28 protein-coding genes are annotated in these 25629 nt (G+C 73.4%); 12 read left to right on the top strand and 16 right to left on the bottom strand.

Annotated features, from left to right (window positions below; genetic code table 11):
* Positions 1–53: 53 nt before the first annotated feature.
* Positions 54–1214, top strand: a complete 1161-nt coding sequence (locus ACFZB9_RS05825) for an Mrp/NBP35 family ATP-binding protein (protein ID WP_391443937.1) — start codon at positions 54–56, stop codon at positions 1212–1214.
* 35 nt (positions 1215–1249) lie between these two features.
* On the opposite strand, the gene ACFZB9_RS05820 is transcribed toward ACFZB9_RS05825, so the two are convergent.
* From ACFZB9_RS05820 to sigE, 4 genes are all read right to left on the bottom strand, one after another.
* Positions 1250–1933, bottom strand: a complete 684-nt coding sequence (locus tag ACFZB9_RS05820) for a hypothetical protein (RefSeq protein ID WP_391443936.1) — start codon at positions 1931–1933, stop codon at positions 1250–1252.
* A 111-nt stretch (positions 1934–2044) separates the two neighbouring features.
* Complete coding sequence (locus tag ACFZB9_RS05815; protein WP_391443935.1) at positions 2045–2482, bottom strand: sec-independent translocase; 438 nt, start codon at positions 2480–2482, stop codon at positions 2045–2047.
* A 172-nt stretch (positions 2483–2654) separates the two neighbouring features.
* Positions 2655–3575, bottom strand: a complete 921-nt coding sequence (locus tag ACFZB9_RS05810; RefSeq protein ID WP_391443933.1) for a zf-HC2 domain-containing protein — start codon at positions 3573–3575, stop codon at positions 2655–2657.
* Positions 3572–4294 carry an RNA polymerase sigma factor SigE gene (sigE, locus tag ACFZB9_RS05805; protein WP_391444295.1) on the bottom strand — a complete coding sequence of 241 codons (723 nt, stop codon included), beginning with the start codon at positions 4292–4294 and terminating at the stop codon, positions 3572–3574. Before sigE ends, ACFZB9_RS05810 begins: the two co-directional genes overlap by 4 nt.
* 330 nt (positions 4295–4624) lie before the next feature.
* Here sigE and ACFZB9_RS05800 point away from each other — a divergent pair, with 330 nt between their 5' ends.
* A complete protein-coding gene (locus ACFZB9_RS05800) occupies positions 4625–5257 on the top strand; it encodes an O-methyltransferase (protein ID WP_391444293.1) in 633 nt (210 codons plus the stop codon).
* A 175-nt stretch (positions 5258–5432) separates the two neighbouring features.
* Here ACFZB9_RS05800 and ACFZB9_RS05795 read toward each other — a convergent pair whose 3' ends face one another.
* On the bottom strand, positions 5433–5600 hold the full coding sequence (locus ACFZB9_RS05795) for a DUF3117 domain-containing protein (protein WP_083976644.1): 168 nt from the start codon (positions 5598–5600) through the stop codon (positions 5433–5435).
* A gap of 387 nt (positions 5601–5987) precedes the next feature.
* Between ACFZB9_RS05795 and ACFZB9_RS05790 the strand changes: the two genes are divergently transcribed.
* A complete protein-coding gene (locus tag ACFZB9_RS05790; RefSeq protein ID WP_391443931.1) occupies positions 5988–6788 on the top strand; it encodes an enoyl-CoA hydratase/isomerase family protein in 801 nt (266 codons plus the stop codon).
* Between the two features lie 67 nt (positions 6789–6855).
* On the opposite strand, the gene ACFZB9_RS05785 is transcribed toward ACFZB9_RS05790, so the two are convergent.
* Positions 6856–7422 carry a DNA-3-methyladenine glycosylase I gene (locus tag ACFZB9_RS05785; protein ID WP_391443929.1) on the bottom strand — a complete coding sequence of 189 codons (567 nt, stop codon included), beginning with the start codon at positions 7420–7422 and terminating at the stop codon, positions 6856–6858.
* On the bottom strand, positions 7419–7895 hold the full coding sequence (locus ACFZB9_RS05780) for a DivIVA domain-containing protein (protein ID WP_391443927.1): 477 nt from the start codon (positions 7893–7895) through the stop codon (positions 7419–7421). The genes ACFZB9_RS05785 and ACFZB9_RS05780 overlap by 4 nt, the downstream gene beginning before the upstream one ends.
* Positions 7896–8095: 200 nt before the next feature.
* On the opposite strand from ACFZB9_RS05780, the gene folP reads away from it, so the two are divergent.
* Positions 8096–8908: a dihydropteroate synthase gene (gene folP / locus ACFZB9_RS05775; RefSeq protein ID WP_391444291.1), complete on the top strand. Its 813-nt coding sequence runs from the start codon at positions 8096–8098 to the stop codon at positions 8906–8908.
* Between the two features lie 30 nt (positions 8909–8938).
* On the opposite strand, the gene ACFZB9_RS05770 is transcribed toward folP, so the two are convergent.
* Positions 8939–9778 (bottom strand): TIGR00730 family Rossman fold protein, encoded by an 840-nt coding sequence (locus ACFZB9_RS05770; RefSeq protein ID WP_391443926.1) that lies wholly within the window; start codon positions 9776–9778, stop codon positions 8939–8941.
* Between the two features lie 107 nt (positions 9779–9885).
* Complete coding sequence (gene dapE, locus ACFZB9_RS05765; RefSeq protein WP_391443924.1) at positions 9886–10980, bottom strand: succinyl-diaminopimelate desuccinylase; 1095 nt, start codon at positions 10978–10980, stop codon at positions 9886–9888.
* A 159-nt stretch (positions 10981–11139) separates the two neighbouring features.
* On the opposite strand from dapE, the gene ACFZB9_RS05760 reads away from it, so the two are divergent.
* Both ACFZB9_RS05760 and ACFZB9_RS05755 read left to right on the top strand, forming a co-directional pair.
* Positions 11140–12147, top strand: a complete 1008-nt coding sequence (locus ACFZB9_RS05760) for a hypothetical protein (protein WP_391443922.1) — start codon at positions 11140–11142, stop codon at positions 12145–12147.
* 355 nt (positions 12148–12502) lie between these two features.
* The gene (locus tag ACFZB9_RS05755; protein WP_391443920.1) at positions 12503–13447 is read left to right on the top strand and encodes a hypothetical protein; all 945 of its coding nucleotides are present in this window, start codon (positions 12503–12505) and stop codon (positions 13445–13447) included.
* 88 nt (positions 13448–13535) lie between these two features.
* Here ACFZB9_RS05755 and dapC read toward each other — a convergent pair whose 3' ends face one another.
* Together dapC and fdxA are read right to left on the bottom strand one after the other, a co-directional pair.
* Positions 13536–14678 (bottom strand): succinyldiaminopimelate transaminase, encoded by a 1143-nt coding sequence (dapC, locus tag ACFZB9_RS05750; protein ID WP_391443918.1) that lies wholly within the window; start codon positions 14676–14678, stop codon positions 13536–13538.
* Between the two features lie 4 nt (positions 14679–14682).
* Complete coding sequence (fdxA, locus tag ACFZB9_RS05745) at positions 14683–15012, bottom strand: ferredoxin (protein WP_266294097.1); 330 nt, start codon at positions 15010–15012, stop codon at positions 14683–14685.
* Between the two features lie 186 nt (positions 15013–15198).
* Here fdxA and ACFZB9_RS05740 point away from each other — a divergent pair, with 186 nt between their 5' ends.
* Both ACFZB9_RS05740 and ACFZB9_RS05735 read left to right on the top strand, forming a co-directional pair.
* A complete protein-coding gene (locus ACFZB9_RS05740; protein WP_391443916.1) occupies positions 15199–16158 on the top strand; it encodes a GNAT family N-acetyltransferase in 960 nt (319 codons plus the stop codon).
* A gap of 98 nt (positions 16159–16256) precedes the next feature.
* Positions 16257–17141 carry a transglutaminase family protein gene (locus tag ACFZB9_RS05735; RefSeq protein ID WP_391443914.1) on the top strand — a complete coding sequence of 295 codons (885 nt, stop codon included), beginning with the start codon at positions 16257–16259 and terminating at the stop codon, positions 17139–17141.
* Between the two features lie 34 nt (positions 17142–17175).
* On the opposite strand, the gene ACFZB9_RS05730 is transcribed toward ACFZB9_RS05735, so the two are convergent.
* Entirely contained in the window at positions 17176–17817 is a 642-nt protein-coding gene (locus tag ACFZB9_RS05730) for a response regulator (protein WP_391443913.1), read from the bottom strand.
* Positions 17818–17985: 168 nt separating this feature from the next.
* On the opposite strand from ACFZB9_RS05730, the gene ACFZB9_RS05725 reads away from it, so the two are divergent.
* Positions 17986–18195, top strand: coding sequence for a hypothetical protein (locus ACFZB9_RS05725; RefSeq protein ID WP_391443911.1), 210 nt, complete (start codon positions 17986–17988; stop codon positions 18193–18195).
* A gap of 173 nt (positions 18196–18368) precedes the next feature.
* Here ACFZB9_RS05725 and ACFZB9_RS05720 read toward each other — a convergent pair whose 3' ends face one another.
* From ACFZB9_RS05720 to ACFZB9_RS05705, 4 genes are all read right to left on the bottom strand, one after another.
* On the bottom strand, positions 18369–19715 hold the full coding sequence (locus tag ACFZB9_RS05720) for a sensor histidine kinase (protein WP_391443909.1): 1347 nt from the start codon (positions 19713–19715) through the stop codon (positions 18369–18371).
* Positions 19716–19723: 8 nt separating this feature from the next.
* Positions 19724–20446: an ABC transporter permease gene (locus tag ACFZB9_RS05715; protein WP_391443907.1), complete on the bottom strand. Its 723-nt coding sequence runs from the start codon at positions 20444–20446 to the stop codon at positions 19724–19726.
* Complete coding sequence (locus ACFZB9_RS05710; protein ID WP_391443905.1) at positions 20443–21432, bottom strand: ABC transporter ATP-binding protein; 990 nt, start codon at positions 21430–21432, stop codon at positions 20443–20445. Before ACFZB9_RS05710 ends, ACFZB9_RS05715 begins: the two co-directional genes overlap by 4 nt.
* 125 nt (positions 21433–21557) lie before the next feature.
* The gene (locus ACFZB9_RS05705; RefSeq protein ID WP_391443903.1) at positions 21558–23705 is read right to left on the bottom strand and encodes a prolyl oligopeptidase family serine peptidase; all 2148 of its coding nucleotides are present in this window, start codon (positions 23703–23705) and stop codon (positions 21558–21560) included.
* A gap of 280 nt (positions 23706–23985) precedes the next feature.
* Here ACFZB9_RS05705 and ACFZB9_RS05700 point away from each other — a divergent pair, with 280 nt between their 5' ends.
* From ACFZB9_RS05700 to ACFZB9_RS05690, 3 genes are all read left to right on the top strand, one after another.
* The gene (locus tag ACFZB9_RS05700) at positions 23986–24180 is read left to right on the top strand and encodes a DUF2304 domain-containing protein (RefSeq protein ID WP_327068799.1); all 195 of its coding nucleotides are present in this window, start codon (positions 23986–23988) and stop codon (positions 24178–24180) included.
* A 74-nt stretch (positions 24181–24254) separates the two neighbouring features.
* Entirely contained in the window at positions 24255–25187 is a 933-nt protein-coding gene (mshB, locus tag ACFZB9_RS05695; protein WP_391443900.1) for an N-acetyl-1-D-myo-inositol-2-amino-2-deoxy-alpha-D-glucopyranoside deacetylase, read from the top strand.
* On the top strand, positions 25187–25618 hold the full coding sequence (locus ACFZB9_RS05690; RefSeq protein ID WP_391443899.1) for a DUF6113 family protein: 432 nt from the start codon (positions 25187–25189) through the stop codon (positions 25616–25618). Before mshB ends, ACFZB9_RS05690 begins: the two co-directional genes overlap by 1 nt.
* Positions 25619–25629: the final 11 nt, after the last annotated feature.

The following is a 25629-nucleotide window of genomic DNA, read 5'->3' as shown; positions in this document are numbered from 1 at the left end:
CGGCACGCTACCGGCCAGTCAGGTGGCCGCGGGGCGCGCCGTACCATCAAGGCATGGCCAATGAGACTGAGGTGGCGACCGGCGTGACGGAGCAGTCCGTCCGCGAGGCGCTGTCGACCGTGCAGGATCCGGAGATCAACCGACCGATCACCGATCTCGGCATGGTGAAATCGGTGGAGATCTCCGGCGACGGCGTGGTGCGGGTGGCCGTCTACCTGACCGTCTCCGGCTGCCCGATGCGCGAGACGATCATCGACCGGGTGAAGACCGCGGTCGGCCGGGTCCCCGGCGTCAGCGGCGTCGAGGTCGAACTCGACGTGATGAGCGACGAGCAGCGCAAGGAGCTCTCCCAGCTGCTGCGCGGCGGTGCGCCCGAGCGTGAGATCCCGTTCGCCAAGCCCGGCACGCTGACCAGGGTCTACGCCGTGGCCTCCGGCAAGGGCGGGGTCGGCAAGTCCTCGGTCACCGTGAACCTGGCCGCCGCGCTGGCCGCCAAGGGCCAGAAGGTCGCCGTGGTGGACGCCGACATCTACGGCCACAGCGTGCCGCGGATGCTGGGCGTCGAGGGCCGCCCGACCCAGGTCCAGGACATGATCATGCCGCCGTCGGCGAACGGGGTGAAGGTCATCTCGATCGGCATGTTCACCCCCGGCAACGCCCCCGTGGTCTGGCGCGGCCCGATGCTGCACCGCGCGCTGCAGCAGTTCCTGGCCGACGTCTACTGGGGCGACCTGGACGTGCTGCTGCTCGACCTGCCGCCCGGCACCGGCGACATCGCGATCTCGGTGGCCCAGCTGGTGCCGAACGCCGAGATCCTGATCGTCACCACCCCGCAGATGGCCGCCGCCGAGGTGGCCGAGCGGGCCGGCACGATCGCGCTGCAGACCCACCAGAAGATCGTCGGCGTGATCGAGAACATGGCCGGCATGCCCTGCCCGCACTGCGACGAGATCGTCGACGTGTTCGGCACCGGTGGCGGCAAGACCGTGGCCGAGGCGCTCACCCGGGCCACCGGCGCCACCGTCCCGGTGCTCGGCAGCATCCCGATCGACGTACGGCTGCGCGAGGGCGGCGACGACGGCCGGCCGGTCGTGCTGGCCGCTCCCGACTCCCCCGCCGGCGCCGCGCTGCACGCGATCGCCGACAAGCTGGGCGGCCGCGAGCGCGGCCTGTCCGGCCTCTCGCTGGGGCTCACCCCGAAGAACAAGTTCTGACCGGCGGACCCTGACGAGCGTGGGCTGACGCGCCCTCAGGGCCTGGTGTACGCCACCAGGTCCGCGATGGCGCTGAAGCCCACGCCGTACGCACTCACGCCGCGGCCGTAGGCACCGAGCAGCACGCCCGGGGCCTCGCCCGCCAGCACCCAGCCGTACTCGGACTCCCGGTAGCGGAAGGGCTGCGGCAGGCCGTTGACCGGCAGGGTGAGCGGGGACCAGCCCGGGCCGCCGAGGTCGTCGGCCAGGTCCCAGGCCAGCGCGGTCTGCTGGTCGAGCCACTCCTGCCGACGGCCGCGGTCCAGCTGGCCCGGCCAGGTGACGGCCAGCAGTCCGGAGCCGGCCAGCCAGGCGGCCGAGGCGGCGGAGGTCGCCTCCAGCACACCGGTGCCGTCCGCGCTGCGCCGCCCGGGACGGCGGGCGACCGTGACCACCACGGCGAACCGGCGCGGCCCCGGGGCCTCGGGCTGCTTGGGCGGCTGCTCACCGTGGCCGACCGAGCCGTAGTCGATGCTGCGCGCCGGGCCGGGGCGGTTGCCGCCCGCGCCGGCCTGCAGCAGCCAGCGCCGGCCGGTCCAGCCCTCGTCCAGGCCGTACCAGGGGAAGTCGGCCGCCTGGTAGGGCGCCAGCGGGTCGGCCGGCTCGGCCACCCGCCGGCCGGGCACCTCCGCCGCCTTGGCGGCGGCCGTTCCCACCGTACGACTGCTCGTCGCGTCCAATCCGGGACCTCCTTGGCAACCTGTCGGGCACTCAGCACAATAGCGGCGCAACGGCCGACACCCCGCCCGGCTGCAAGCCGGGCGGGGTGTCGTCGTCGTACCGGGTGGTGTTCAGGTGGCGTCCAGGTCGTAGGGCGGGCGCTCACCGGCCGCCAGCGGCGGGCCGGCGGCGGCCGGGCTGGGGACCGCACCGCCGGCCGCGGCGGGGGTCTTGGTGGTGCTGACCCGGCCGGGGGCCGGCTTGTCGTCGAGCACCGACTTGAGGTCCAGCCCCTCGCGCAGCTCCTTCAGCCCCAGCGGGTCCTCCTCGCCGCCGACCAGCGTCTTGCGCACGAAGGTCTTGGGGTTGAGGTCCTCGAACTCGAAGTCCTTGAACTCCGGGCCGAGCTCGCTGCGGATGTCCTCCTTGGCGTTGTCCGCGAAGGTGCGCACCTTGCGGATGAACCCGGTGGCATCCTGGATCAGCTTCGGCAGCTTGTCCGGCCCGAAGATCACGATCGCCATGATGATGAGAGTGATCCACTCCAGGCCGCCGATGTCGAAGAACACGTGAACTCCCAGCTGCTGGCGGACGATCCCGGTTCGGCCCGCGACACCGGCTCCCTACAGGGTAATAGCCACCGACCGGTCCTGGCCCACGTGCGGAAGAAGCTGTGGCAAAGACCAGCCGGTGGCCGGGGTACCGCACAGCGGCGGCGGGCCAGGGCTCGTCGGGCGAGCCCTAGGGTGCCGGTACGCGTCCGTGCGCCACCGGGTTGACCGCCCGGGCCGAGGGTCCGGGGGTGAGCAGGTCGTACGCGTGGTCGCCGGGGCCGCCGAACGGCAGGTCCACCGTCAGCGGGCCGTGCAGCGGAGCAGCCGGGACGCCGCCGGGCACCTGCGGGGTGACCGCCGTGCCGTGCTGCTCGTCCGCGGGACTGTCGCCGGCGACCGCGGCCAGACCCAGGCTGCCGAAGCCGCCCAGTGCCACCGCCGCCACCGAGAACGCGCCGGCCGCCGCCACCACCAGCCGCCGCCCGCGCGGCGCCACGCCGGGGCCCGAGCGCGGGAGCAGCGCCGCGGGGCGCTGGCGTTCGACGGTACCGCCCGAGCGGGAGGCACCGCGCAGGCCGCTCCACAGCCGCACGTCCGGGCCGCGTCCGGCCCGCGGGTCGATCCCGGGCAGCGGCGCGTCGGAGCCCAGCGCGCCGGCCCCGAACGAGGCGCCCGCGCCGCGGCCGAACGAGCCGCCGGTCAGCCGGCTGCCGCCCAGGGTGGGCGCGCTCGGCAGCACCGAGCCGCCGCCGGGGCGGTGGTCCTCGTCGTCGGGCAGCGCGGCGACGGCGAGCAGCCGGGCCATCAGCTGCCCGGACGGGCCGGGGGCGTCGGTCCTGGTGAGCAGCTGCTTGACCGACCGGCCCTCCTCGGCCTCGGCCAGGCAGCCCGCACAGGTCGCCAGGTGCGCCTGGACCCGCTCGCGGTCGTCGTGGCCCAGTTCGCCGTCCAGGTAGGCGGTCAGCCGGTCACCGAGGTGGTGCTCCTCCGCCTGGGACGGCTCGCTCTGGCGTACCGCGATCGGCCGCAGCACGGACGCCTCCTGCCGGCTGCTCCCCTGCCCGGCGGGCGCCGGGCGACGGGCGCCGGGCCGGCCTGCGGCGCTCACGATCGCCTCCGCCCGCTCCCGCCCACACCGGCCTCTCCAACGGCCGCCGCCACCGGCTCCAGCTGCTCCGAGCCACCGCGCCGGACCCGGCCGGGCGCGGCACCGGGCGCGCGGTGCTTGAGCGCGGCGCGCAGGTGCGAGCGGCCGCGGTGGATCCGGCTGCGCACGGTGCCCAGCTTCACACCCAGGGTGGCCGCGATCTCCTCGTAGGACAGGCCCTCGATGTCGCAGAGCACCACGGCGGCGCGGAACTCCGGCGCCAGGGTGTCCAGCGCCTGCTGCACGTCGGCGTCGAAGTGGGTGTCGCTGAAGGCCTGCGCGGGGCTCGGCTCACGGCTGGGCAGCCGCTCGGCGGCGTCCTCGGCCAGCGCGTCGAAGCGGATCCGCTGACGGCGGCGGACCATGTCGAGGAAGAGGTTGGTGGTGATCCGGTGCAGCCAGCCCTCGAAGGTGCCGGGGGTGTAGGTGGACAGCGAGCGGAAGACCCGGACGAAGACCTCCTGCGTGAGATCCTCGGCATCGTGCTGATTGCCCGTCAGGCGGTAGGCCAGGCGGTAGACGCGGGCGCTGTGCGCCTCGACGATCTCCTCCCAGCTGGGCGGGGTCCAGTTCTGCGCGTCGGGCCCCTCGGCGAAGGTCGCAAGCGCAACGGGGGCCGAGGACTCGGCGGCGGTGCCGTCGGACGACTGGTTCAGGGGGGAGTGCGCAGACTGGTTCATCACGGGCTTCGGCGTACGGGCCGACGAGGTGCCGCGGAGTTGCCGCCGCACAGGGACGTCGCCCTCGGCCACACCTCCTCGGTTGGCTCTTCTGCCCAGCAGGGCCACCACCATATCCACCTCACCCGTCAGTTCCGGATAAAAGTGTGCTCATCCACCCGACAGCACCCCGTACGGTCTCCCCTGCCCCTTGGCAGGGCAGCCCACCGGGTCGGCACCGGCGCTCTCTGACCGTTCCAACGGCCCGCCGCCGGACGCGGTTCCCACCCGGCCAGTAATCTGTGGCAGGAAATATCGACATCCGGCAGCGCCCCTACTCCCCAGGACCAGATCATCGACTTCGGGCCCGCGGCTGCGACCCTCGCCGACACCTACGTCGGCGAGGACGCCGTGCTGACCTATGCCCGGGCGCAGGCGGCCCGCACCGGCGTCCAGGCGGTGGGGCCCAGCGGCGGGGCCTGCCTGCGGCTGCTGGCCGCGGCGCTGGGCGCCAAGGCGGTGGCCGAGATCGGCACCGGCACCGGGGTGTCGGGCCTCTACCTGCTGCGCGGCATGCGCCCGGACGGGATCCTGACCACCGTCGACCCGGAGCCGATCCGCCAGGAGCTGGCCCGCGAGGCCTACCTGGCGGCGGGCTTCGCGGCCGGCCGGGCCCGGTTCATACCCGGGCGGGCGCTGGACGTGCTGCCGCGGCTCGCCGATGGCCAGTACGACCTCGTCTTCTGCGACGGCGACCCCGCCGAATCGCGGTCGTATCTCGCAGAATCGTTGCGGCTGCTGCGCCCGGGCGGCGCGGTCTGCTTCGAGGGGGTGTTCCAGCAGGGCCGGCTCACCGACCCCGCACTGGAGGATCCGGGCACCACCGCGATGCGCGAGCTGGTGCAGGCGGTGCGGGAGAGCAAGGCGCTGGTGCCCGCGCTGCTGCCGGTCAGCGACGGGCTGCTGTGCGCCGTCAAGCGCTGACCGGAGCCCGCCCCGGGGTGCCGGGCCCCACAGGCCCGGGCACAGGCCCGGGAGACCGGCTGTGCGGGCACGAGAGCGGGGCCCGGTGCCGCTGGTGAAACCAGTCGGTGCCGGACCCCGAGAGTGCGCCGTGGCGATGCTGAGTACGTCGCGGGACGCGTCCTTCGTGCGGGAGTCAGCCGCAGGCCTGCTTCAGGGCCTCACCCAGGGCGCTTGCCTCGTCCGGAGTGAGCTCCACCACCAGGCGACCGCCGCCCTCGAGCGGAACTCGCATGATGATGCCCCGCCCCTCTTTGGTGACCTCGAGCGGGCCGTCACCCGTCCGCGGCTTCATGGCCGCCATGCTCGTTCCCCTTCCTGCAACCGCTCAGGTACGTACCAGCAGTCCGTCCACCGCCGGTATCGAACGCATTGATCGGAAGCCATTATCCCGCATACGGCGCCCCGATGACCAACATCACTCTTTCCGCACCAGTGGCCACACCGGTACGGACCGCCTGAATACACCTCAGTCCTACCCTCACTCGACCGGGCGAAGACCCATCAGTTACCGCGCCATACCTGCCCGAGCCCGCTACTATCCGGCCGTCCGGGGCCCGCGCGGTGACCGCCGCGCTCCCCGCGCGCAAGGGGCGACAAAGGTGCGCTACCTCACACTCCCGCCCGTCCGCGCGCTCCGGCATGCTGACTCAGGTCCGCGGTGTTACCGAACGGTTGGGAGCCCTCACCGATGTCCGACTCCGTCCTGTACGAGCTCGACGGCGCGCTCGCCGTCATCACCATCAACCGACCGGACGCGATGAACGCGCTCGACACCCCGACCAAGGTGGCGCTGCGGGACATCGTCACCGAGGCGGCCGGCGACCCCGCGGTGCGCGCGGTGCTGCTGACCGGCGCGGGCGACAAGGCGTTCTGCGTCGGCCAGGACCTCAAGGAACACCTCGACCTGCTCGGGCGTGCCGAGCAGACCGGCGAGCCGCCGCTGAAGACCGTCGCCGAGCACTACAACCCGCTGGTGCGGGCGCTGGCCGGGATGCGCAAGCCGACCGTGGCCGCGGTCGGCGGCGTGGCGGCCGGTGCCGGGGCCTCGCTGGCCTTCGCCTGCGACTTCCGGATCGTCGCCGAGAGCGCCGGGTTCAACACCTCGTTCGCGGGCGTGGCGCTGACCGCCGACTCGGGCGCGTCGTGGACGCTGCCCCGGCTGGTCGGCCCGGCCCGGGCCACCGAGCTGCTGATGTTCCCGCGGACCGTCAAGGCCGCCGAGGCGCTCTCCCTCGGGCTCGCCACCCAGGTCGTCCCGGCCGCCGAGCTGACCGCCACCGCGCACGCCTTCGCCCAGAAGCTGGCGAACGGCCCGACGGTCGCCTACGGCGCGATCAAGGCCGCGGTGGACTTCGGCGCCTCGCACTCGCTGAGCGAGACGCTGGACAAGGAGGACGAGCTGCAGACCCTGGCCGGGGCGAGCGAGGACCACCGGATCGCGGTGCGCGCCTTCCTGGCCAAGGAGCAGCCGAAGTTCCTGGGCCGCTGACCGGGGCACCGACACGAACGCCCCGCCGACGGCAGGTCAGCGGGGCGTTCGCTCAACGGGCTTCAGCTCAACGGGCGCAGCAGTCGGCCAGGTGGTCGTTGACCAGCCCGCAGGCCTGCATCAGCGCGTACGCGGTGGTCGGGCCGACGAACTTGAAGCCGCGCCGCTTCAACTCCTTGGCCAGCGCGGTCGATTCCGGGGTGACCGCGGGGACCTCGGCCGACGTGCGCGGCGCCGGGCGGCCCGGCTCGGGGGCGAAGCCCCAGATCAGCGCGTCAAGGCCGCCGTCCAGCGCCTGGGCCGCGCGGGCGTTGGCGACCGCCGCCGCGATCTTCAGCCGGTTGCGGATGATCCCGGGGTCCTGCAGCAGCCTGGCCTCGTCCTGCTCGGTGAAGGCCGCGACCCTGGCGATCTCGAAGCCGGCGAAGGCCGCTCGGAAGCCCTCGCGGCGGCGCAGGATGGTGATCCAGGAGAGCCCGGACTGGAAGGCCTCCAGGCAGACCCGCTCGAAGAGCGGGTCCTCGCCGTGCACCGGCTTGCCCCACTCGGTGTCGTGGTAGATCCGGTAGTCGTCGGCTGACTCGCCCCAGGGGCAGCGCAGCAGACCGTCCGGACCGGGCTCGAGCTCGGTCACGCCCGCTCCGCGCGCTCGGGCGTGTCCAGCCTGGTCTCCACGGCGGTGGGAAGCGCGCCGGCCGCGGTGGCGTCCACCGCGCGGTCCGGGGCGGCCGCGGCATCGGCGGCGGCATCGGCGGCGGCGAAGTCCTCCAGGCCGGGCAGCGGCTGCGAGCCGGGCTGCTCGGCGCCCGCGTGGCCGGCGTCCAGCCCCGCCATCGCCGCCTCCAGCTCGGCGATCCGCGTGTCGCGGTAGGAGAGTTCGGCGCCGAGCCGGTCGAGCACGTCGTCCACCTCGTCCATCCGGTAGCCGCGCACCGCCATCGGCAGCCGGATCGCGTCCACGTCCTGCCGGTTCAGCGGACGCTCCTGCGGCAGCCGGGCCGCGATCCGGTCGTGCACGGCCTCCGGCAGCGAGCCACCGCCGCCCAGCGCCACCAGTGCGGCACCACCGACCACCACGGCCATCGCCACCACGATCACCCAGAACACGAGCTGTCCTCCCGACACGTGAGTATGCGGCCGAGTGAGGGATCATGGTCCCTGGGAAGGCCGGGGCCCCATCATCGCACCAGGGTCCCCCTGGATCGATACCCGGCGATACCAGCGACACCTGCCGACAGACGGCGGAAGGAGCAAGGGTGGCACTGCGCCTTGGACCGCGCGAGTTCGGCACGGATGAACTGGTCATCATGGCCATCGTCAACCGCACCCCGGACTCCTTCTTCGACCGCGGCGCCACCTTCGCCGACGAGGCCGCGTTCGCCGCCGCCGAGCGGGCGATGGCCGAGGGCGCGGCGATCCTGGACATCGGCGGGGTCAAGGCCGGTCCGGGCGAGGAGGTGACGGTCGAGGAGGAGCTGCGCCGGACCGTGCCCTTCGTGGCCGAGCTGCGCAAGCGCCACCCCGAGGCCGTGATCAGCGTGGACACCTGGCGGCACGAGGTGGGCGAGGCGGTCTGCGAGGCCGGCGCGGACCTGCTGAACGACGCCTGGGGCGGGGTCGACCCGCAGCTCGCCGAGGTCGCCGCCCGGCACGACGTGGGCCTGGTCTGCACGCACGCCGGCGGGGCCGAGCCCCGCACCCGCCCGCACCGGATCGGCTACCAGGACGTGATGGCGGACATCCTGCGGGTCACGGTCGGGCTGGCCGAGCGGGCCGCCGCGCTCGGGGTGCGGCGGGACGCGCTGATCATCGACCCCGGGCACGACTTCGGCAAGAACACCCGGCACTCGCTGGAGGCCACCCGCCGGCTGCCGGAGATGACCGCCACCGGGTTCCCGGTGCTGGTCTCGCTCTCCAACAAGGACTTCGTCGGCGAGACCCTGGACAAGCCGGTCGACCAGCGGCTGCTGGGCACCCTGGCCACCACCGCCGTCTCGGCCTGGCTGGGCGCCCGGATCTACCGGGTGCACCAGGTGGCCGAGACCCGGCAGGTGCTGGACATGGTCGCCTCGATCCAGGGGATCCGGCCACCGGCGGTGGCCCGGCGCGGCCTGGCCTGAGCCGGCCCGGCCCCGGGCCCCGCCGACGGCTCAGATCTCGCCGTTGGGGCGGCGGCTCTCGGCCAGGATCTTCAGCACCTCGTCCACCTCGTCGGTGACGTGGAACAGTTCGAGGTCCGCCGCCGCGGCCTTGCCCTGGGCGACCAGGGTGTCCCGCAGCCAGGCCACCAGCCCGCTCCAGTAGGCACTGCCGAAGAGGATCACCGGGAACCTGGTGACCTTCTTCGTCTGCACCAGGGTGAGCGCCTCGAAGAGCTCGTCCAGGGTGCCCAGACCACCGGGCAGCACCACGAAGCCCTGCGCGTACTTCACGAACATCGTCTTGCGGACGAAGAAGTACCGGAAGTTCAGCCCGAGGTCGACGAACTCGTTCAGGCCCTGCTCGTAGGGCAGCTCGATGCCCAGACCCACGCTCAGCCCGCCGGCGTCGGAGGCGCCGCGGTTGGCCGCCTCCATCGCCCCCGGGCCGCCGCCGGTGATCACCGCGTAGCCGGCCTCGGCCAGCGCCCGGCCGATCGCCACCCCGGCCGCGTACTCGGGTGAGTCGACCGGCGTCCGGGCCGAGCCGAAGACGCTGACCGCGGTCGGGAGTTCGGCGAGCGCGCCGAAGCCCTCGACGAACTCCGAGGTGATCCGCCAGACCCGCCAGGGGTCGGTGTGCAACCAGTCGGTGGGGCCGGTGGTGTCCAGCAGCCGCTGGTCCGTGGTGCCGGTGCCGACCTGCTCGCGGCGCAGCAGCACCGGGCCCTTCTGCTTCTCCGGCCAGGCCTTCTTCGTCGGCTCCGACTCCGCCGGGTCCGGCTCCACCAGCTCCGGCCCGTGGCCGAAGCGCCGTCCGTCTGCGCCGTTCTGCGCTGATGTCCCTGTCATGACGAAACTCTACGCCCGGCAGGGGTGATTAACGGGGAAGCTTTGTCGGGCCGGGAGCTGACGGTACGGCGACGGCCCGGAACCGCTCGCGGTCCCGGGCCCCACGCCTAGCGGCCCGCGGTCAGCCAGTCGCGCAGCCTGCGCTCGCACTCGGCGATCGCGCTCAGCGAGCAGTGCTCGTCCCGCTTGTGGGCCAGGTTCGGGTCGCCCGGGCCGTAGTTGACGGCCGGCACGCCCAGTGCGCTGAACCGCGCCACGTCCGTCCAGCCGTACTTGGCCCGGGCGCTGCCGCCGGTGGCGGCCAGGAAGGCCTGGGCGGCCGGCTGGGCGAGCCCGGGCAGCGCACCGGGCGCGCTGTCGGTCACCTCGACCTGGAACCCCTGGAACACCTCGCGCACGTGCGCCGCGGCCTCGGCCTCGCTGCGGTCCGGCGCGTAGCGGAAGTTGACGGTCACCACGCACTCGTCCGGGATCACGTTGCCCGCCACCCCGCCCTCGATCCGCACCGCGTTGAGGCCCTCGCGGTACTCCAGGCCGTCGATCTCCACCCGCCGCGGCTGGTAGTCGGCGAGCCGGCCGAGCACCACGGCGGCCTGGTGGATCGCGTTGTCGCCGAGCCAGCTGCGGGCCGCGTGGGCCCGGGTGCCGGTCAGCGTCACCTTGGCCCGCACGGTGCCCTGGCAGCCGCCCTCGACCATCGCGCCGCTGGGCTCCAGCAGCACCGCGAAGTCCGCCGCCAGCCAGTCGGGGTGCTGGGCGGCCAGGTGGCCCAGGCCGTTGCGGGCGGCGTCGATCTCCTCGCAGTCGTAGAAGACGAAGGTCAGGTCGCGGTTGGCGTCCGTCAGGGTGGCGGCCAGCCGCAGCTGGACGGCGACGCCGGACTTCATGTCGGTGGTGCCGCAGCCCCAGAGCAGGTCGCCCTCGACCCGGGAGGGCAGGTTGTCGGCGATCGGCACGGTGTCCAGGTGGCCGGCCAGCAGCACCCGCTCGGCGCGCCCGAAGTCGGTGCGGGCCACCACGTTGTTCCCGTAGCGGTCCACGGTCAGGTGCGGCAGGGTGCGCAGCGCGGCCTCCACCGCGTCGGCCAGTGCCTGCTCGTCCCCGCTGACCGAGGGGAAGTCGACCAGTTGCGCGGTGAGCGCACCGCCGTCCAGGGTCAGATCGAGGGCGGTCGGGGCGCTGGTGGCGGGCTGGCTGCTCATGGCGGAAGCCTAGCCGGGGCGCCGGAAACGGCTTCGCGCGGCACGGCCGGGGGTGATCGCTTGCGTCCCGACGCAACCAGCGGGGACCGCACAGTCGTCCGGTCAGGTGGTGACTGAGTACGGTGTGCGGGACACAAACGCAAGGCGAGAGGGGCCACGGTGGTCATTGAAGGGGAAGCGGCCCGTGGCCGCCGTAAGCGCCGCAGGCCGCTGCGCTGGATGCTGACCGCGCTGCTGCTGATCGGCGTGGTGATCGCCGGGCTCGTGCTGTGGAACCGCAACCACCTGGGTGAGAGCGCCGAGCAGTGCGAGGTCACCCAGCCCGGTGGCAAGCCGGTCACGATGGACCTGGACCAGGGCTCCAACGCGGCCACCATCGCGGCGGTGAGCATCGCCCGCGGGCTGCCGGAGCGCGCCCTGACCATCGCGCTGGCCACCGGGATGCAGGAGTCCAAGCTGCACAACCTGGCCGGTGGCGACCGCGACTCGGTGGGCCTGTTCCAGCAGCGCCCCTCCCAGGGCTGGGGCACCGAGCAGCAGATCATGGACCCGGTCTACGCCACCAACAAGTTCCTGGACGCGCTGGTGAAGGTGCAGGGCTACGCCCGGCTGCCGCTCACCGAGGCCGCGCAGGACGTGCAGAAGAGCGGCTACCCCGGCGCGTACGCCAAGCACGAGGCGAACGCCACGCTGCTGGCCGAGGCGCTGACCGGCCACACCCAGGCCACCTTCAGCTGCACGGTGCACGCCTTCCCCCAGTCCGACCCGGTCGACGCGGGCACGGCCTCCCCGAGCGGCACGGCGAGCCCGGCCGCCCAAGGCGCGGCGCAGCTGGTGACCCTCCAGGTGCAGCGCGAGTTCGGGCGGGCGGTGGCGGCGAGCCCGGCGACCGGCAGCCCGGCCGTCAGCGGGACCGGGGCGGGCCAGGCGCTCGCACTCGCCCCCGATCCCGCCCTCGACACCGGCCCGGACGCGCAGTTGCAGAGCGGCTGGGCGGTGGCGCAGTGGTCGGTGGCGCACGCCCAGGAGCTGAGCATCGGCACGGTCGCCTACAACGGGAAGGTGTGGCGGATCGACCGCTCGTCCGACGGCTGGCAGGCGCTGCCGGGCGCGACCTCGACGAGCCAGGTCCTGGTGACTCTCGGAATGCCCCCCGCGAAGCACTGACGCGCTGCCCACCGGAGCCGTCAACACGGATTGACGAACGCCGGGCCGCACGACCCTCCGGCGAGTGAACATCAGGACGCCGAGTGGACGCGGCCGTCCGGTGCGAGGTGAACCGCGGCCGGTCCGCTCCCACCCGGGAGCGGACCGGCCGCGCTTTCTTCGGCCCTGACGCACAACGGAAGTGACGTTCCTTCGGCGGGATGGCCGACGTCCCACATGTCCGGGATGCCAGAAAAAAGATCATGCGATCTTTAGAGACTCTTTACCCTCGGCCACCGAAACCTTCTCGCTCCTCAGGCGGTAATCACGGCGTCCGCCCGGCGGACCCGTCATGTCGTCACTTCTTAGGAGCACCATGTCCCTCCCCCTCTCGCGCCGGATCGCCCAGGCCGCACTCCTGGTCGCGGCCGGTGCGACCCCGCTGATCGCCGCCGGGTCGGCGTCGGCCGCCGAGCTGGTCCCGCACGGCACCGACCTCGGCTCCGGATTCAGCAAGCTGGACGGCGTCACCAAGACCTCGACCCTGCAGGGGGAGACCCACCAGGTCGGGCAGGCCCTGGGCACCACCGCCGCGGTGCTCGGCCGCACGGCCGTGCCGGCCGCCGCCGACGCCACCGGCATGATGGCGGCCACCGCGCTGCCCCAGACCGACAAGATGGTGGACGAGCTCAACCACCAGGACGGCTCGACCACGGCCGCCAGCGGCCTGCTGACCGAGACCGCCCACAGGCTGACACCACTGGTCAGCGGCTCGCTGCCCGGCGGCGCGACCCGCTCGATGCCCGCGATGCCCGCCTCGCCGCTCTCCGGCACCGGCGCGCTGGCCGCCCCCGGCTCGCTGCCGGGCACGCCGACCGTCAGCGGGGTGGACAAGGTGGTGAACGCCGACACCGTGAGCAACCCGCTCGGCGCCACCAGCCACCTGCTGGGCCAGGTCCCGGCCACCAGCAGCCTGTCCGCCGCGATGCCGGCTCAGGACCGGCTGGCCGACGCGCTGCCCAGCTCCGACGGCCTGGGCAGCGCACTGCCCGACACCGGCCACCTGCTCGGCGCGGTACCCGCCACCCAGCACCTCGGGGAGCACGGCCTGCCGAGCACCGAGCACCTGACCAGCGGCACGCCGCAGGCCGGCGACCTGGTGCACCCCACCGAGGCCACCGACGCGCTGCACCTGGCCCAGCTGCACGACCAGGCCGGCGAGAGCACCCACCGGCTGGGCGGCCTGCCCGACCTGGGCAGCGTGCCGAACCTGCTCAGCGGCCTGACCGGGACGCTGCAGCACACGCCGTCGGTGAGCTGACCCGACCGGTCGCATCCAGCGAGAACGGGCGGTGGGGACGGTTCACAACCGTCCCCACCGCCCGTTCTGTCGTGCCGTCGTGGCCGTCTCAGCCGTTCAGGCGCCGCACCGCGGCCGCGACCCGCTCGTCGGTCGCGGTGAACGCGACCCGCACGAACGTGTCGCCCGCGGGCCCGTAGAAGTCACCGGGCGCCACCAGGATGCCCAGCTCGGCCAGCGCCGCCACGGTGTCCCAGCACGGCTCGTCCCGGGTGGCCCACAGGTACAGGCTCGCCTCGGAGTGCTCGATCCGGAACCCGTGGCCGGTCAGTGCCTCGCGCAGCGCCGAGCGGCGGGCGGCGTACCGGGCCCGCTGCTCGGCCACGTGCGCGTCGTCACCGAGGGCCGCGATGGTGGCCGCCTGGACCGGTGCCGGCACGATCATGCCGCCGTGCCTGCGGACCTCCAGCAGCTCGCGCACCACCACCGGGTCGCCCGCCACGAAGGAGGCGCGGTAGCCGGCCAGGTTGGAACGCTTGGAGAGCGAGTGCACGGCCAGCAGGCCCTCGTGCGAGCCGCCGCAGACGTCGGCCCGCAGCACCGAGACCGGCTCGGCCTCCCAGCCCAGCTCCAGGTAGCACTCGTCGCTGACCAGCAGCGCCCCGTGCGTCCTGGCCCAGGCCACCGCACGGCGCAGCTGGTCGGCCGTCAGCACCCGCCCGGTGGGGTTGGACGGCGAGTTGAGCCAGATCAGCCGCACGCGGGTGGGGTCCAGCTCTTCGACGTCCTCGTACTCGACCGGCGTCGCCCCGCAGAGCCGGGCGCCGACCTCGTAGGTGGGGTAGGCCAGCCGCGGGTAGGCCACCTGATCGCCCGGGCCGAGCCCGAGCTGCCCGGGCAGCCAGGCCACCAGCTCCTTGGAGCCGACGGTCGGCAGCACGGCGTTCGGCGAGATCTCGGCACCGACCCGGCGGCACAGCCACCCGGCGATCGTCTGCCGCAGCTCCCGCGTGCCCCAGACGGTCGGGTAGCCGGGGGTGTCGGTGCTGGCCGCCAGCGCCTTCTGGATCAGCTCGGGGACCGGGTCCACCGGCGTGCCGACCGAGAAGTCGCACAGCCCGTCGGGGTGGGCGAGCGCGGTGGCCTTGTACGGCTCCAGCTTGTCCCAGGGGAAGACCGGCAGAAGGTCGGAGACGCGGCGCGCCGCCCCCGGGTGACCCGGGAACGGCGCGCGCGGTTCGTTCGTGCTCACAGGCTCAGTGCTCGTCCTGGTTCTGCGGCGGCAGCGCCGCGATGAACGGGTGGTCCCGCTCGATCAGGCCGAGCTTCGAGGCACCACCGGGCGAACCGAGGTCGTCGAAGAACTCGACGTTCGCCTTGTAGTAGTCCTTCCACTCCTCCGGAGTGTCGTCCTCGTAGAAGATCGCCTCGACCGGGCAGACCGGCTCGCATGCACCACAGTCGACGCACTCATCCGGGTGGATGTAAAGGGAGCGCTCGCCCTCATAGATGCAGTCAACCGGGCATTCTTCGATGCACGCCTTGTCCTTGACGTCGACACAAGGCTGCGCGATGACGTAGGTCACGCTGTCGTTCCTCCTCGGTTGGGCCGGTGCCCAAACTATCTGCTTGCGTGCGCGGGTGAGCGCGGCGTCGTCGATGCCCGCACCTAGTATCGCGGGTCAGAGACTACAAATGCACCGGAGGTTAGCTTGAGTAGCACCCCTATTCCGATCGGTGCCCGCCCCGAGGTCCGGATACACCGCTCTGACATGGGACGACGAGTGTCCGTGCGGCAGGTCGAGCCGGGGCTCGACCCGGCCACCGGCCGCCCGTCGTTCCGCGATGCGATCGGGGTGCTCACATCCTGGGACGATCATGAGCTGACCGTGGTCACCCGCGACCGTACCGAGGCGCGGATCCCGCTCGACCGGCTGGTCGCGGGGAAGGTGGTCCCGCTCTTCCCGGCCAGGAACGCGCCGCTGCCCACCGCCGGCCCCGTCGAGCTGCAGCGGATCGCCGCCCGCGGCTGGCCCGCCGTGGAACAGCGGCCGCTCGGCGACTGGCTGCTGCGCGCCTCGGCCGGCTTCACCCGCCGGGCCAACTCGGTGCAGACCCTCGGCGACCCCGGGCTGCCGCTGCCGCAGGCGCTGGAGCGGGCCCGGCAGTGGTACGCCGAGCGCGGGCTGCCCACCTGGGTCGAACTGGTCACCCCGGGCTCGCCGGCCGAACTGACCGCGGAGCTGGACCGGCTGGGTGCCCGGTTCGCGCCGACCCTGGTGCGCACCGCACCGCTGGCTCCGCTGGCCAAGGCCGGCCGCGGCGCGGACGCGGTCCGGCTGTCGCGCACCGCCGGCCCCGAGTGGCTGTCGGCCTACCAGCGGGTCGAGGCCGACCCGGCGCTGACCGAGGCCGCCCGCCGGGTGCTGCACGGCGGCCCCTCGGTCTGGTTCGCCACCGTTCCCGACCCGCACGGCGGCATCCCGCTGGCGATCGGACGGTGCGTCGTCGACGGTGCCTGGGCCGGCTTCGGAGCCGTCGAGGTGCGCCCCAACGCCCGCCGGCGGGGTCTGGCGACAGCGCTGATGGCGGCGCTGGCGGCGCGCGCCGCCGAGGAGGGCGCACAGGGCGCCCACCTGCAGGTGGAGGCCGAGAACAGTGGTGCGATCACGCTCTATGACGGACTCGGCTTCACGACCAGTCACACTTACCACTACGCCCGTCTTCCTTAAGGCTCAGCCGTCCACGTAGGTTCCCGCCATGGGAATCCCTGACCGGGATCCCCGCCCGTCAGTCGAAGCCGTCACGCACGAAAGCCAGCGCAGCCACCGTGACCGAGCAGAGCAGAGCCCGCTTCCGCGCCGAGGCCAGGTCCGAGCAGCCCGATCCGGTGCTGCTCTGCCTGCTGGCGGCCGCCGAGCACACCCTGGCCGACCCCGGCTACACCGAGGACGGCCGCCTGGAGCCGCCGCCCACCCTGGAGGCGCTGCTGGCGGCCTGTCAGGCCGCCCTGGACCGGCACGCGGCCGCGGTGCGGCGCGCGGTCGCCGAGCGCTCGCCCGCCACCCCGGAGGAGACCGCGGCGCTGCTGGCGGCGGTGCTGGCCGGCCGGGAACGCTTCCACGGCCGGCAGTCGGACTACCGGCGGCTGGAGTCCTCGCTGCTGCCCGAGGTGCTGCGGCGCCGGCGCGGGCTGCCGATCCTGCTCAGCCTGGTCTGGTCGGCGGTTGCCGCGCGGGCCGGGCTGACGGTGCACGGGATCGCGCTGCCCGGGCACTTCATCGTCGCGGTGGGCGGTCCCGAACCGGGCGAGGAGTACGTGCTGGCGGACCCCTTCCACGGCGGGCGGCTGCTCAGCTCGCAGGACGCCGCCACCATCGTGCTCGCCGCCGGCCACCGCTTCACCCCCGACCTGCTGACGCCCGCCCAGCCGCTGGACCTCACGCTGCGGGTGCTGGGCAACATCCGCAGCTGGGCCACCGACCGGCCGGAGCAGGCCAGGGTGCAGCTGTGGGCCACCGAGCTGTCCCTGCTGCTCCCCCGGCACCCGGCCCAGCTGCGCCTGGAGCGGGCCGAACTGCTGGTGCGCACCGGCGACTTCCTGGGCGGGGCAGCCGAGATGGAGGACTACGCGCGGATCCTGGACACCTTCGATCCGGAGTCCGCCGCCAAGGTCCGCCAGGAGGCCCGGTCGGCCCGGCACCGCCTCAACTAGGCGGTGCCGGGCGGCCGGCCGGGCTGACCTGGAGTCACATCCAGCCCTTCTCCCTGGCGACCCGGATCGCCTCGGCGCGGTTGCGGGCACCGGTCTTCTGGATCGCCATCGACAGGTAGTTGCGCACCGTGCCCTCCGACAGGTGCAGGCGGCGGGCGATCTCGGCGTTCACCGCGCCGTCCGAGGCCGCCCCGAGCACGTCCAGCTCGCGCCCGGTCAGCGGGTTGGCGCCCTCGGCCAGCGCGGCCGCGGCCAGGGTCGGGTCGATCACCCGCTCACCGCGCAGCACCCGCCGTACCGCCTCGGCGAGTTCGCTCGCCGGGGCGTCCTTGACCAGGAAGGCGTCCGCCCCGCTCTCCATCGCGCGGCGCAGATAGCCGGGGCGCCCGAAGGTGGTGGCGATCACCACCTTGGTGCCCGGGCAGCGCCGCTTCACCTCGGCCGCTGCCTCGATCCCCGTCATCCCGGGCATCTCGATGTCCAGCACGGCCACCTGGACGTCGTGCGCGAGCACCGCGTCGACCACCTCGTCCCCCCGCGACACCTGGGCGACGACCTGGATGTCGCCCTCCAGTCCGAGCAGCGCCGCCAGCGCCTCGCGCACCATGCCCTGGTCCTCGGCGAGCAGGACCCTTATCCCTCGCGCAGGCGTCCCTGCCCCCGTCTCGTCTGTCATGCGGCCAGCCTAGGCAGTACCCGTCCGCCGCTTTCCACCAGGAGTGCGGCGTACTACGACCATCAGGGTGAAAGCATGCGTAAGCGACTAACTGACCTGATGTCAGATAGTGCATTCTCTTGGACATAACGGGCCATAATCATCGGTCCGCCGGAGAAGGGAATACTTATGCGAATTCGCACCGCCCTGATCGGCTTTGCCCTCGCGACCCTCGCGGTCGCCGGTACCGCGACCGGTGCCAGCGCGCACAGCATCAGCGCCTCCGAGGCGAAGTACCACAACAACAGCGGCACCGCCATGGCGGGCCGCGGCCAGGCCGGCGCGACCTGGAGCAACGAGGGCGGCTCCGAGGGCAGCTTCGACGCCTCGTCCGACTGATTTCCCCCCGCGAGTCCCCGCGCGGATCCGAATCGTGCGGCCGGGCCGGCCAGGCGCACCTGTGCGCCGCCGTCCCGGCCGTTGCCGTTTGCACAGCTGTTGCCATTTCCGCGGCCGTCGGGATTCCGCGGCCGTCGGGATTTCCGCGGCCGGGCGCCCTCCTTGGCGGCGCGCTATGCCACCCGGGCACCCAGCGGCACCAGGGCCCGGATCCTGAAGCCCTTGCCGTGCCGGCCCGGTGAGGTCTCCAGATGGCCACCGACCAGTGCGAGCCGCTCGTCGAGCCCGGACAGCCCGTTGCCGGGGCCCGACTTGCCCGGCCCGGCCCCGTCGTCGGTGATCTCCAGAACGGCGAAGCGCCCGCCCTCGCCGTCCCAGGTCTCGTCCATGCCGACCGTGCAAAGGGTGGCGCCGTGGGCGTGCCGGACGATGTTGGTGACCGCCTCGCGCAGCGCCCAGGCGAGCGTCTCGGCCTCCGCCGCGCCGAGCCCGGGACGGTCCTCGGCCAGTGCGGCGGGCGCCTGCAGGGTCACCCCGGCGGTGGCCAGCGCCCGGCGGGCGGCGGAGAGTTCGACCGGCAGGCTGGGCCTGCGGTAGCCCGTGATGGCCGCCCGGACATCGGTCAGCGACTCGCGCGCCACCTGCTCGATGTCGGTCACCTGGGTCCGTGCCGCCTCCTGCTGACCGGCCGCCATGAACCGGCCGGCCAGCTCGCTCTTGAGGGTGATCAGCGAGAGCGAGTGACCGAGCAGGTCGTGCATGTCGCGGGCCAGCCGCAGCCGCTCCTCGGCGGCCGCCAGGTGCGCCACCGTCTCGCGGGCGTCGCGCAGTTCGCGCATCACGCCGACCAGCCGCTGCATGCCGATCATCGCGGCACCGCTGAGGAAGGCCGGCAGCGCCACCGTCCCGATCGTGCCCAGGTCCTGGGAGAGCGACAGGGCAGTCACCGCCATCGCCCCGGTGACCGAAGCGACCCCGGCGAGCGCCAACCGCGGCGCCAGCACCGCACCGACCGCGACCGACAGGTAGTTGAACATGATCAGCCAGTCGGATCCCAGGCCGAGGCTGGTGGCCGGCGCGATCACCGCCATCACGGCGACCAGCGGGTAGCTGCCGCGCCACCGGACGCCCCGCATCGAGCGGAAGAGCACCAGGGTGACGTAGCAGGCCAGGAAACCGACCAGGGCGGCCCAGCCGAACGCCTTGGCAACCGTTCCATGGTGACTGCCGGTCAGGTCCTTGACCGGGTAGACCAGGTAGAACGCCCACAGCAGCATCCAGCAGAGCTTCACCAGCAGCTGGCGCCGGTTGTCCACCGGACCCCCCGGGACCGCGCCCCTGAACCGCAGCTCACCCTCCGCGGCGGCCAGCGCCCGCTCGGCGGAGCCGGACGGTGAAGCAGCGCCGGGCGGTGAAGCAGCGCCGGGCGGTGAGGCAGCGCCGGACGGTGAGGCGGCCGCACGCCCCTGGTCCGCCGCCTCGAACTCGTCCGGGCGGTGGTCCAGCGGCATTGTCGACATGGCGGTCATCATGCCTGCTTGGTGTCCCTGCGGTACAGCACGGCCACCCCGGCCACGAAGACCGCCAGGAACGCGGCCATCCCGACCGCGGCCGACAGGTCGAAGGAGGTGCCCGGGTGCACGAAGCCCGCCAGTTGGTTGTACAGGTAGACCGGATTGAACCGGGCCACCGACTTCAGCCCACCGGTCACCGGGTACCAGGTCCCGCCGAAGGCCGCCATCAGCATGTAGACGATCATCACGATCGGCTGCACCGCGCTCGGCTCCGCCGCGTACCCGAGCGCCACGCCCAGCGCCGCGAAGACGAAGCTGCCCACCCAGAGCACGACCACCAGGCCCAGCCACTGCCCGGCGTCCAACCGCACGCCCTCGAAGGCGCCGAGCACGAAGACCACCAGGATGGCGGGCAGCGTGGTCACCGCGCAGGCGCTGATCTTCGCCACCGCGTACGCCCGACCGGGCAGCGCGGTCAGCCGCAGCTGCCGGGTCCAGCCGCTCTTGCGCTCCAGCGAGATCCGCTGCGCGCTGCCGGTGAGCACCGCGCCGACCGCGCCGAAGGTGGCCATCGAGACCATGAAGTAGCTCTTGGCGCTGACCCCGGTGGAGACGTTGCCGTTGCTGTAGGCGCTGATGAAGAAGAAGTACATCAGCGCCGGGTACAGGATCGTGAAGAAGACGTAGCGCCGGTTGCGCAGCGTGCGCAGGATCTCCAGCTTGATCAGGGTTCTCATCGCGCGCGCTCCGTCCCGCTCAGGGTGCCGTCCTGCTGGCCCTGCTGGCCGTCCTGCTGGCCGTCCTGCTCATCCTGTTCACTGGTGATGGTCAGGAAGGCCTGCTCCAGTCCGAGGCTGGTGACCTCCAGACCGCGCGGATAGCAGCCGGCCCGGTAGAGCCCGGCCACCACCGCGTCGGCGTCGGTGGAGCGGATCCGCACGGTGCGCACCCCGTTCGGCGGGCCGCTGATCTCCAGCGCCACCAGGCTCGGCAGCGCGCGCAGCACGGACTCCTCGACCTGGCCGTCCGCGGCGTGCAGCTCGAAGCTGACCCGCCGGGCGCCGGCCTTGGCCTTGATCTCGGCGGACGAGCCGTCGGCGATCAGCCGGCCGCGGTGCAGCACCAGCACCCGGTCCGCGATCGAGTCGGCCTCTTCCAGGTAGTGGGTGGCGAAGAGGACCGTGCGGCCCTCCTCGGCCTGCCGGCGCATCGCGCCCCAGAACTGCTGGCGGACCGAGACGTCCATGCCGGTGGTCGGCTCGTCGAGCACGATCAGGTCGTTCTGTCCGGCGATCGCCAGCGCGAAGCGCACCCGCTGCTCCTGGCCGCCGGAGAGCTTGTCCACCCGGCGGTCGGCGATCTCGGTGACGCCCGCGTCCTGCAGCACCTGCTCGACCCGGTGACCGCGCGGGTGCACGTCGCAGGCCAGCTGGACCAGCTCGCGCACCTTGACGTCGGTCATCAGACCGCCGCTCTGCAGCATCGCGCCCACCCGCCCGGCCTCCACGGCCGCGCGCGGGGTGCCGCCGAACAGGGTGACCTGCCCCTGATCGGGGTCGCGCAGGCCGAGTAGCAGGTCCAGGCTGCTGGACTTGCCCGCGCCGTTGGGGCCGAGCAGCGCCACGGTCTGGCCCGGATGGAGCGTCAGGTCCAGGCCGTTCACCGCCTTGACATGCCCGTAGCTCTTGCTGACCCGTCTGAACGCGGCCACTTCCTCGGGCATGGCGGCTCTCCCCGTCCTCTGCTGCCGTTGTGCTGACCTGACCAGGATGGCGGACCCGTGGCAGGCGCGGCAGTGTGCGTCGTCGCGTCCTCGGCATGACGGATGTCATGCCGAGGACGCCCGGGTCACTGCCCCGGTGCCGGCTTCAGGCCCAGCTTCTCCTGCAGGAAGGCGACCTGGAGCAGCAGCAGGTTCTCCGCCACCTGCTCCTGCGGCGTCATGTGGGTGACGCCGGACAGCGGCAGCACGGTGTGCGGGCGGCCCGCGGCCAGCAGCGCCGAGGAGAGCCGCAGCGTGTGCGCGGCCACCACGTTGTCGTCCGCGAGGCCGTGCACGATCATCAGCGGCCGCTCCAGCCTGGCCGCGTCGCCGGTCAGCGAGTTGGCCTCGTAGACCTCCGGGCGCTCGTCGGGGTGGCCCAGGTAGCGCTCGGTGTAGTGGGTGTCGTAGAGCCGCCACTCGGTCACCGGGGCGCCGGCCACCGCCGCGTGGAAGACGTCGGGGCGGCGCAGCACCGCCAGCGCCGACAGGTACCCGCCGTAGGACCAGCCGCGGATGGCCACCCGGCCCAGGTCCAGCGGGAACTCCTCGGCCAGCGCCTGCAGCGCCTCCACCTGGTCGTCCAGCGTGACGCCGGCGAAGTCGAAGGCGATCGCCTTCTCCCAGGCCGGGCTGCGGCCCGGGGTGCCGCGACCGTCCGCGACCACCACGGCGAAGCCCTGGTCAGCGAACCACTGCGAGCCGAGGAAGGCGTTGTGCGCCTGCACCACCAGCGCGGCGTGCGGGCCGCCGTACGGGTCCATCAGCACCGGCAGCAGCCCGTCGCGCTCCCGGTCGTAGCCGGTCGGCAGCACCACGGCGGCCGGGATCCGGTGCTCCCCGACCAGCCGGAACTGCGGCCGGGTGGTGAGCACCGGGGTCTCGGCGTACGAGGTGACCGTCAGGACGCTCTCCCCGCCGCGCAGCACCTCGGCCCGCCGGCCCGGGCGGTCCAGGGCCGAGCTGGAGAGCACGGTGACCTCGCCGCCGCGCACCGCGTCGAGCGCCGCGCCCCGGCGCAGCAGGCGCGGACCCGAGCCGTCCAGCGGGACGGCGTACAGACCCTGCAGACCCGGGGTCTGGTCCTCGGCCCCCTCGCCCGCGCTCGCGGTGCACAGGATCTCCTCGGCGCCCACCGCCAGCACGGCCCGCAGGTGCAGGGTGTCGTCGGTCAGCTTCACCTGGTCGACGAAGAGCGCGCGGTGCCCGGGCTCGTCGCTGATCCGCACCAGGCGCCCGTCCGGGGTCCAGGCGGGCGCCCCGGAGAACAGCTCCAGCCAGGCCGCGTCCTGCTCGGCGAGCAGCTCGCTGGTGGCGCCGGTGGCCTGGTCGACGGTCAGCAGCAGCTGGCTGCGCTGGTCGCGGGCCTGCACCAGGAGCAGCGGCGCACCGCCCGCCGACCAGTGCACCCGGCCCAGGTACGGGTAGGCGGCGCGGTCCCAGACGACCTCGGTGCGGGTGCCGTCCAGGGCGAACAGCCAGAGCGTCACCTCGGCGTTGGGGGTGCCGGCGGCCGGGTAGGCGACCTCGGTGGGCACCGTCTCGGGCCTGGCCGGGTCGGCGATCCACCAGCGCTGGACCGGCGCGTCGTCGGCCCGGGCGACCAGCAGCGCATCGCTGCGCGGGGACCACCAGTAGCCGCGGTCCCGGTCCATCTCCTCCTGGGCGATGAACTCCGCCTGACCCCAGGTCACCCCGGCCGCCTCCGGCTCCGCCAGCGCGCGGTCCCCGCTGCCGTCGGCCGCGATCAGGCGCAGCGCGCCCGCGGTGGTCGGGTAGGCGATCCAGCGGCCGTCGGGCGAGGGACGCGGGTCGAGCAGCGGCCCGGCGGCGGGCAGCTCACGGGCTGCACCTGCGGCCAGGTCGGCGGTGAAGAGGCGCCCGGAGAGGGCGAAGGCGGCCAGCTCGGCCGCGCCGTCCAGCGCGTAGCCGACGATGCCGGCCGAGCCCTCCCGGCTGCGCTCGCGGCGGGCGCGCTCGGCCGGCGAGAGGTCCTCCTCGCCGCCGCCGAGCAGCTGGACGGAGTCGGCGACGACGGTCTCCGCACCGGTGGCCGGGTCCAGGGTCCAGAGCAGGTTGGCCCGGTCCCGGCCGGTGGAGCGCAGGAAGACGACCCGGGCGCCGTCGGGTGCCACGGCGAACGAACGGGGCTGGCCGACGGTGTAGCGCAGGGTCCGCGCGTACTGCCGGGGGAAGGTGTCCTGAGCGGTGGCTGAGGGAGCTTCAGTGGTCATGGCACCGCACCTTACGGCGTCGACCCGCCGCTGCTCACTCGTTCGGCGCAGCGTCAGGAAGTCGCCCGCACGGCCCCACAGACCCCTTCCCACCGGCTGTTGCGCCGCTTCCGGGGCCCGCGCCACGACCGCCGCGGACTCACGGACAGTAATGCGACCCTCACTGATCGGGTATTCCTTGTTGGGGATACGGATGATCGATGTCCGGTTTCGTCCCTGTCCGACACGGTCCAACCGCCGCCCACGCGGGCGGCGCACCCGAGAAGGGGTGTGAGCCGTCATGGCTTTGTCCATCTCCGCAGCCATGCTGATGCTGGTCATCGTGGTGGTCCTGGTCCGCCGCTCCGGCCTCAAGCTGGCCCACGCGGTCATCTGCTCGCTGCTGGGCTTCTACCTCGCCTCCACCTCGATCGCGCCGTCGATCCAGCAGGTGACCAGCAATCTCGCCGGGATGCTCAATGACCTGAAGCTCTGAGACCCGGGGCGCGGCGGCCCGGGGCACCGAGGCCTGGGGCCGCGGTCGTGGCGGCGGTCGTTAGGCTGCTCTGCATGACCGCTGCCGCCGATCGGACCACCGCCGCAGACCGGCCCGCCGCCGCAGGCCGCCGCCTGCTGCTGGTGCACGCCCACCCCGACGACGAGTCGATCGGCAACGGCGCCACCATGGCCCGCTACACCGCCGAGGGCGCCCAGGTCACCCTGGTGACCTGCACCCTCGGCGAGGGCGGCGAGGTGATCCCGGCCGAGCTGGCCCACCTGACGGCGGACCGGCAGGACGAGCTCGGCGCCCACCGGGTCGGCGAGCTGGCCGCCGCGATGCGGGAGGTCGGCGTGACCGACGTCCGCTTCCTGGGCGGCCGGGGCCGGTACCGGGACTCCGGCATGCTCGGCGTGCCGGACAACGACCGCCCCGACTGCTTCTGGCAGGCCGACCCGGACGAGGCGGCCGCCCAGTTGGTCGCCGTCGTCCGCGAGGTGCGCCCGCAGGTCCTGGTCACCTATGACGAGCGCGGCGGCTACGGGCACCCGGACCACATCCAGGCGCACCGGGTCGCGATGCGCGCCGCCGAGCTGGCCGCCGACTCCGCCTTCCGGCCCGAGCTCGGCCCGGCCTGGCGGATCGCCAGGATCTTCTGGAACCGGATGCCGCGCTCGGTGCTGCTGCCCGGGCTGCGGGCCGCCGCCGAACGCTTCGAGCTGGCCGCCGAGCCCGAGGAGGTGCCGGGCGTGGTCGGGGACGAGCTGATCGACGCGGTGCTCGACGGCACCCGGTACGCCGACCGCAAGGCCGCCGCGCTGCGCGCGCACGTCACCCAGATCGCCGTGGACGGCACCTTCTTCGCACTGAGCAACGACCGCTGGCAGCCGCTGGTGGCCGACGAGTACTACCAGCTGGCCCGCGGCGAGGCCGGCGCCACCCGGCCGCTGACCGACCTGTTCGCCGGCCTGACCGGCGAGGGCGCCACCGGAATCGAGGCCTGATGAGCAACCCGCTGCACACCCTGCTCGGCACCCGGTCCCAGCGGCTGGCCGAGCCGCTGCCGGCGCGCCCGGTGCGCATCGCCTGGTACGCGGTGCTCTTCGTGCTCGGCGCGCTGGTCTCACTCTGCGGTTGTTTTGTGCAGGCTCTGTGGAGTCCGGCCGGCCTGCTGTTCGCACTGCTCGCCAACGGCGCCGTCTGTTACCTGGGCCTGCGGGCGACCGGCACCAAGCTGGGCGCGGGCATGCCGCTGATCGGCTGGTTCCTGGTCCTGCTGGTCCTGCTGTCGCCGCGCCCCGAGGGCGACTTCGTCCTGGCCACCGGCGTGGACTCGTACGTCTACGTCCTGGGCGGCTGGGTGCCCGGTCTGGTCTGCGCGACGCTGCCCACCCGCTCGCCGTTCACCTTCGGCATTCCGCGCCAGCGGGACTGACCGGACCCGAC

This window comes from Kitasatospora sp. NPDC008050 (assembly GCF_042957465.1).
In the GTDB taxonomy this organism is placed as follows: Bacteria; Actinomycetota; Actinomycetes; order Streptomycetales; family Streptomycetaceae; genus Kitasatospora.
The sequence above is the reverse complement of the archived record's forward strand: the minus strand, read 5'-3'. Positions and strand labels throughout refer to the sequence as shown.

What these genes read in the sequence shown, in the direction of transcription:
- ACFZB9_RS05825 (WP_391443937.1), top strand. Translation starts at nt 54, where the DNA reads ATGGCCAATGAGACTGAGGTGGCGACCGGCGTGACGGAGCAGTCCGTC.
- sigE (WP_391444295.1), bottom strand. Translation starts at nt 4,294, where the DNA reads ATGAACCAGTCTGCGCACTCCCCCCTGAACCAGTCGTCCGACGGCACC.
- ACFZB9_RS05795 (WP_083976644.1), bottom strand. Translation starts at nt 5,600, where the DNA reads ATGGCGGCCATGAAGCCGCGGACGGGTGACGGCCCGCTCGAGGTCACC.
- ACFZB9_RS05790 (WP_391443931.1), top strand. Translation starts at nt 5,988, where the DNA reads ATGTCCGACTCCGTCCTGTACGAGCTCGACGGCGCGCTCGCCGTCATC.
- folP (WP_391444291.1), top strand. Translation starts at nt 8,096, where the DNA reads ATGGCCATCGTCAACCGCACCCCGGACTCCTTCTTCGACCGCGGCGCC.
- ACFZB9_RS05770 (WP_391443926.1), bottom strand. Translation starts at nt 9,778, where the DNA reads ATGACAGGGACATCAGCGCAGAACGGCGCAGACGGACGGCGCTTCGGC.
- dapE (WP_391443924.1), bottom strand. Translation starts at nt 10,980, where the DNA reads ATGAGCAGCCAGCCCGCCACCAGCGCCCCGACCGCCCTCGATCTGACC.
- ACFZB9_RS05755 (WP_391443920.1), top strand. Translation starts at nt 12,503, where the DNA reads ATGTCCCTCCCCCTCTCGCGCCGGATCGCCCAGGCCGCACTCCTGGTC.
- ACFZB9_RS05740 (WP_391443916.1), top strand. Translation starts at nt 15,199, where the DNA reads ATGGGACGACGAGTGTCCGTGCGGCAGGTCGAGCCGGGGCTCGACCCG.
- ACFZB9_RS05730 (WP_391443913.1), bottom strand. Translation starts at nt 17,817, where the DNA reads ATGACAGACGAGACGGGGGCAGGGACGCCTGCGCGAGGGATAAGGGTC.
- ACFZB9_RS05725 (WP_391443911.1), top strand. Translation starts at nt 17,986, where the DNA reads ATGCGAATTCGCACCGCCCTGATCGGCTTTGCCCTCGCGACCCTCGCG.
- ACFZB9_RS05720 (WP_391443909.1), bottom strand. Translation starts at nt 19,715, where the DNA reads ATGTCGACAATGCCGCTGGACCACCGCCCGGACGAGTTCGAGGCGGCG.
- ACFZB9_RS05715 (WP_391443907.1), bottom strand. Translation starts at nt 20,446, where the DNA reads ATGAGAACCCTGATCAAGCTGGAGATCCTGCGCACGCTGCGCAACCGG.
- ACFZB9_RS05710 (WP_391443905.1), bottom strand. Translation starts at nt 21,432, where the DNA reads ATGCCCGAGGAAGTGGCCGCGTTCAGACGGGTCAGCAAGAGCTACGGG.
- ACFZB9_RS05705 (WP_391443903.1), bottom strand. Translation starts at nt 23,705, where the DNA reads ATGACCACTGAAGCTCCCTCAGCCACCGCTCAGGACACCTTCCCCCGG.
- ACFZB9_RS05700 (WP_327068799.1), top strand. Translation starts at nt 23,986, where the DNA reads ATGGCTTTGTCCATCTCCGCAGCCATGCTGATGCTGGTCATCGTGGTG.
- mshB (WP_391443900.1), top strand. Translation starts at nt 24,255, where the DNA reads ATGACCGCTGCCGCCGATCGGACCACCGCCGCAGACCGGCCCGCCGCC.
- ACFZB9_RS05690 (WP_391443899.1), top strand. Translation starts at nt 25,187, where the DNA reads ATGAGCAACCCGCTGCACACCCTGCTCGGCACCCGGTCCCAGCGGCTG.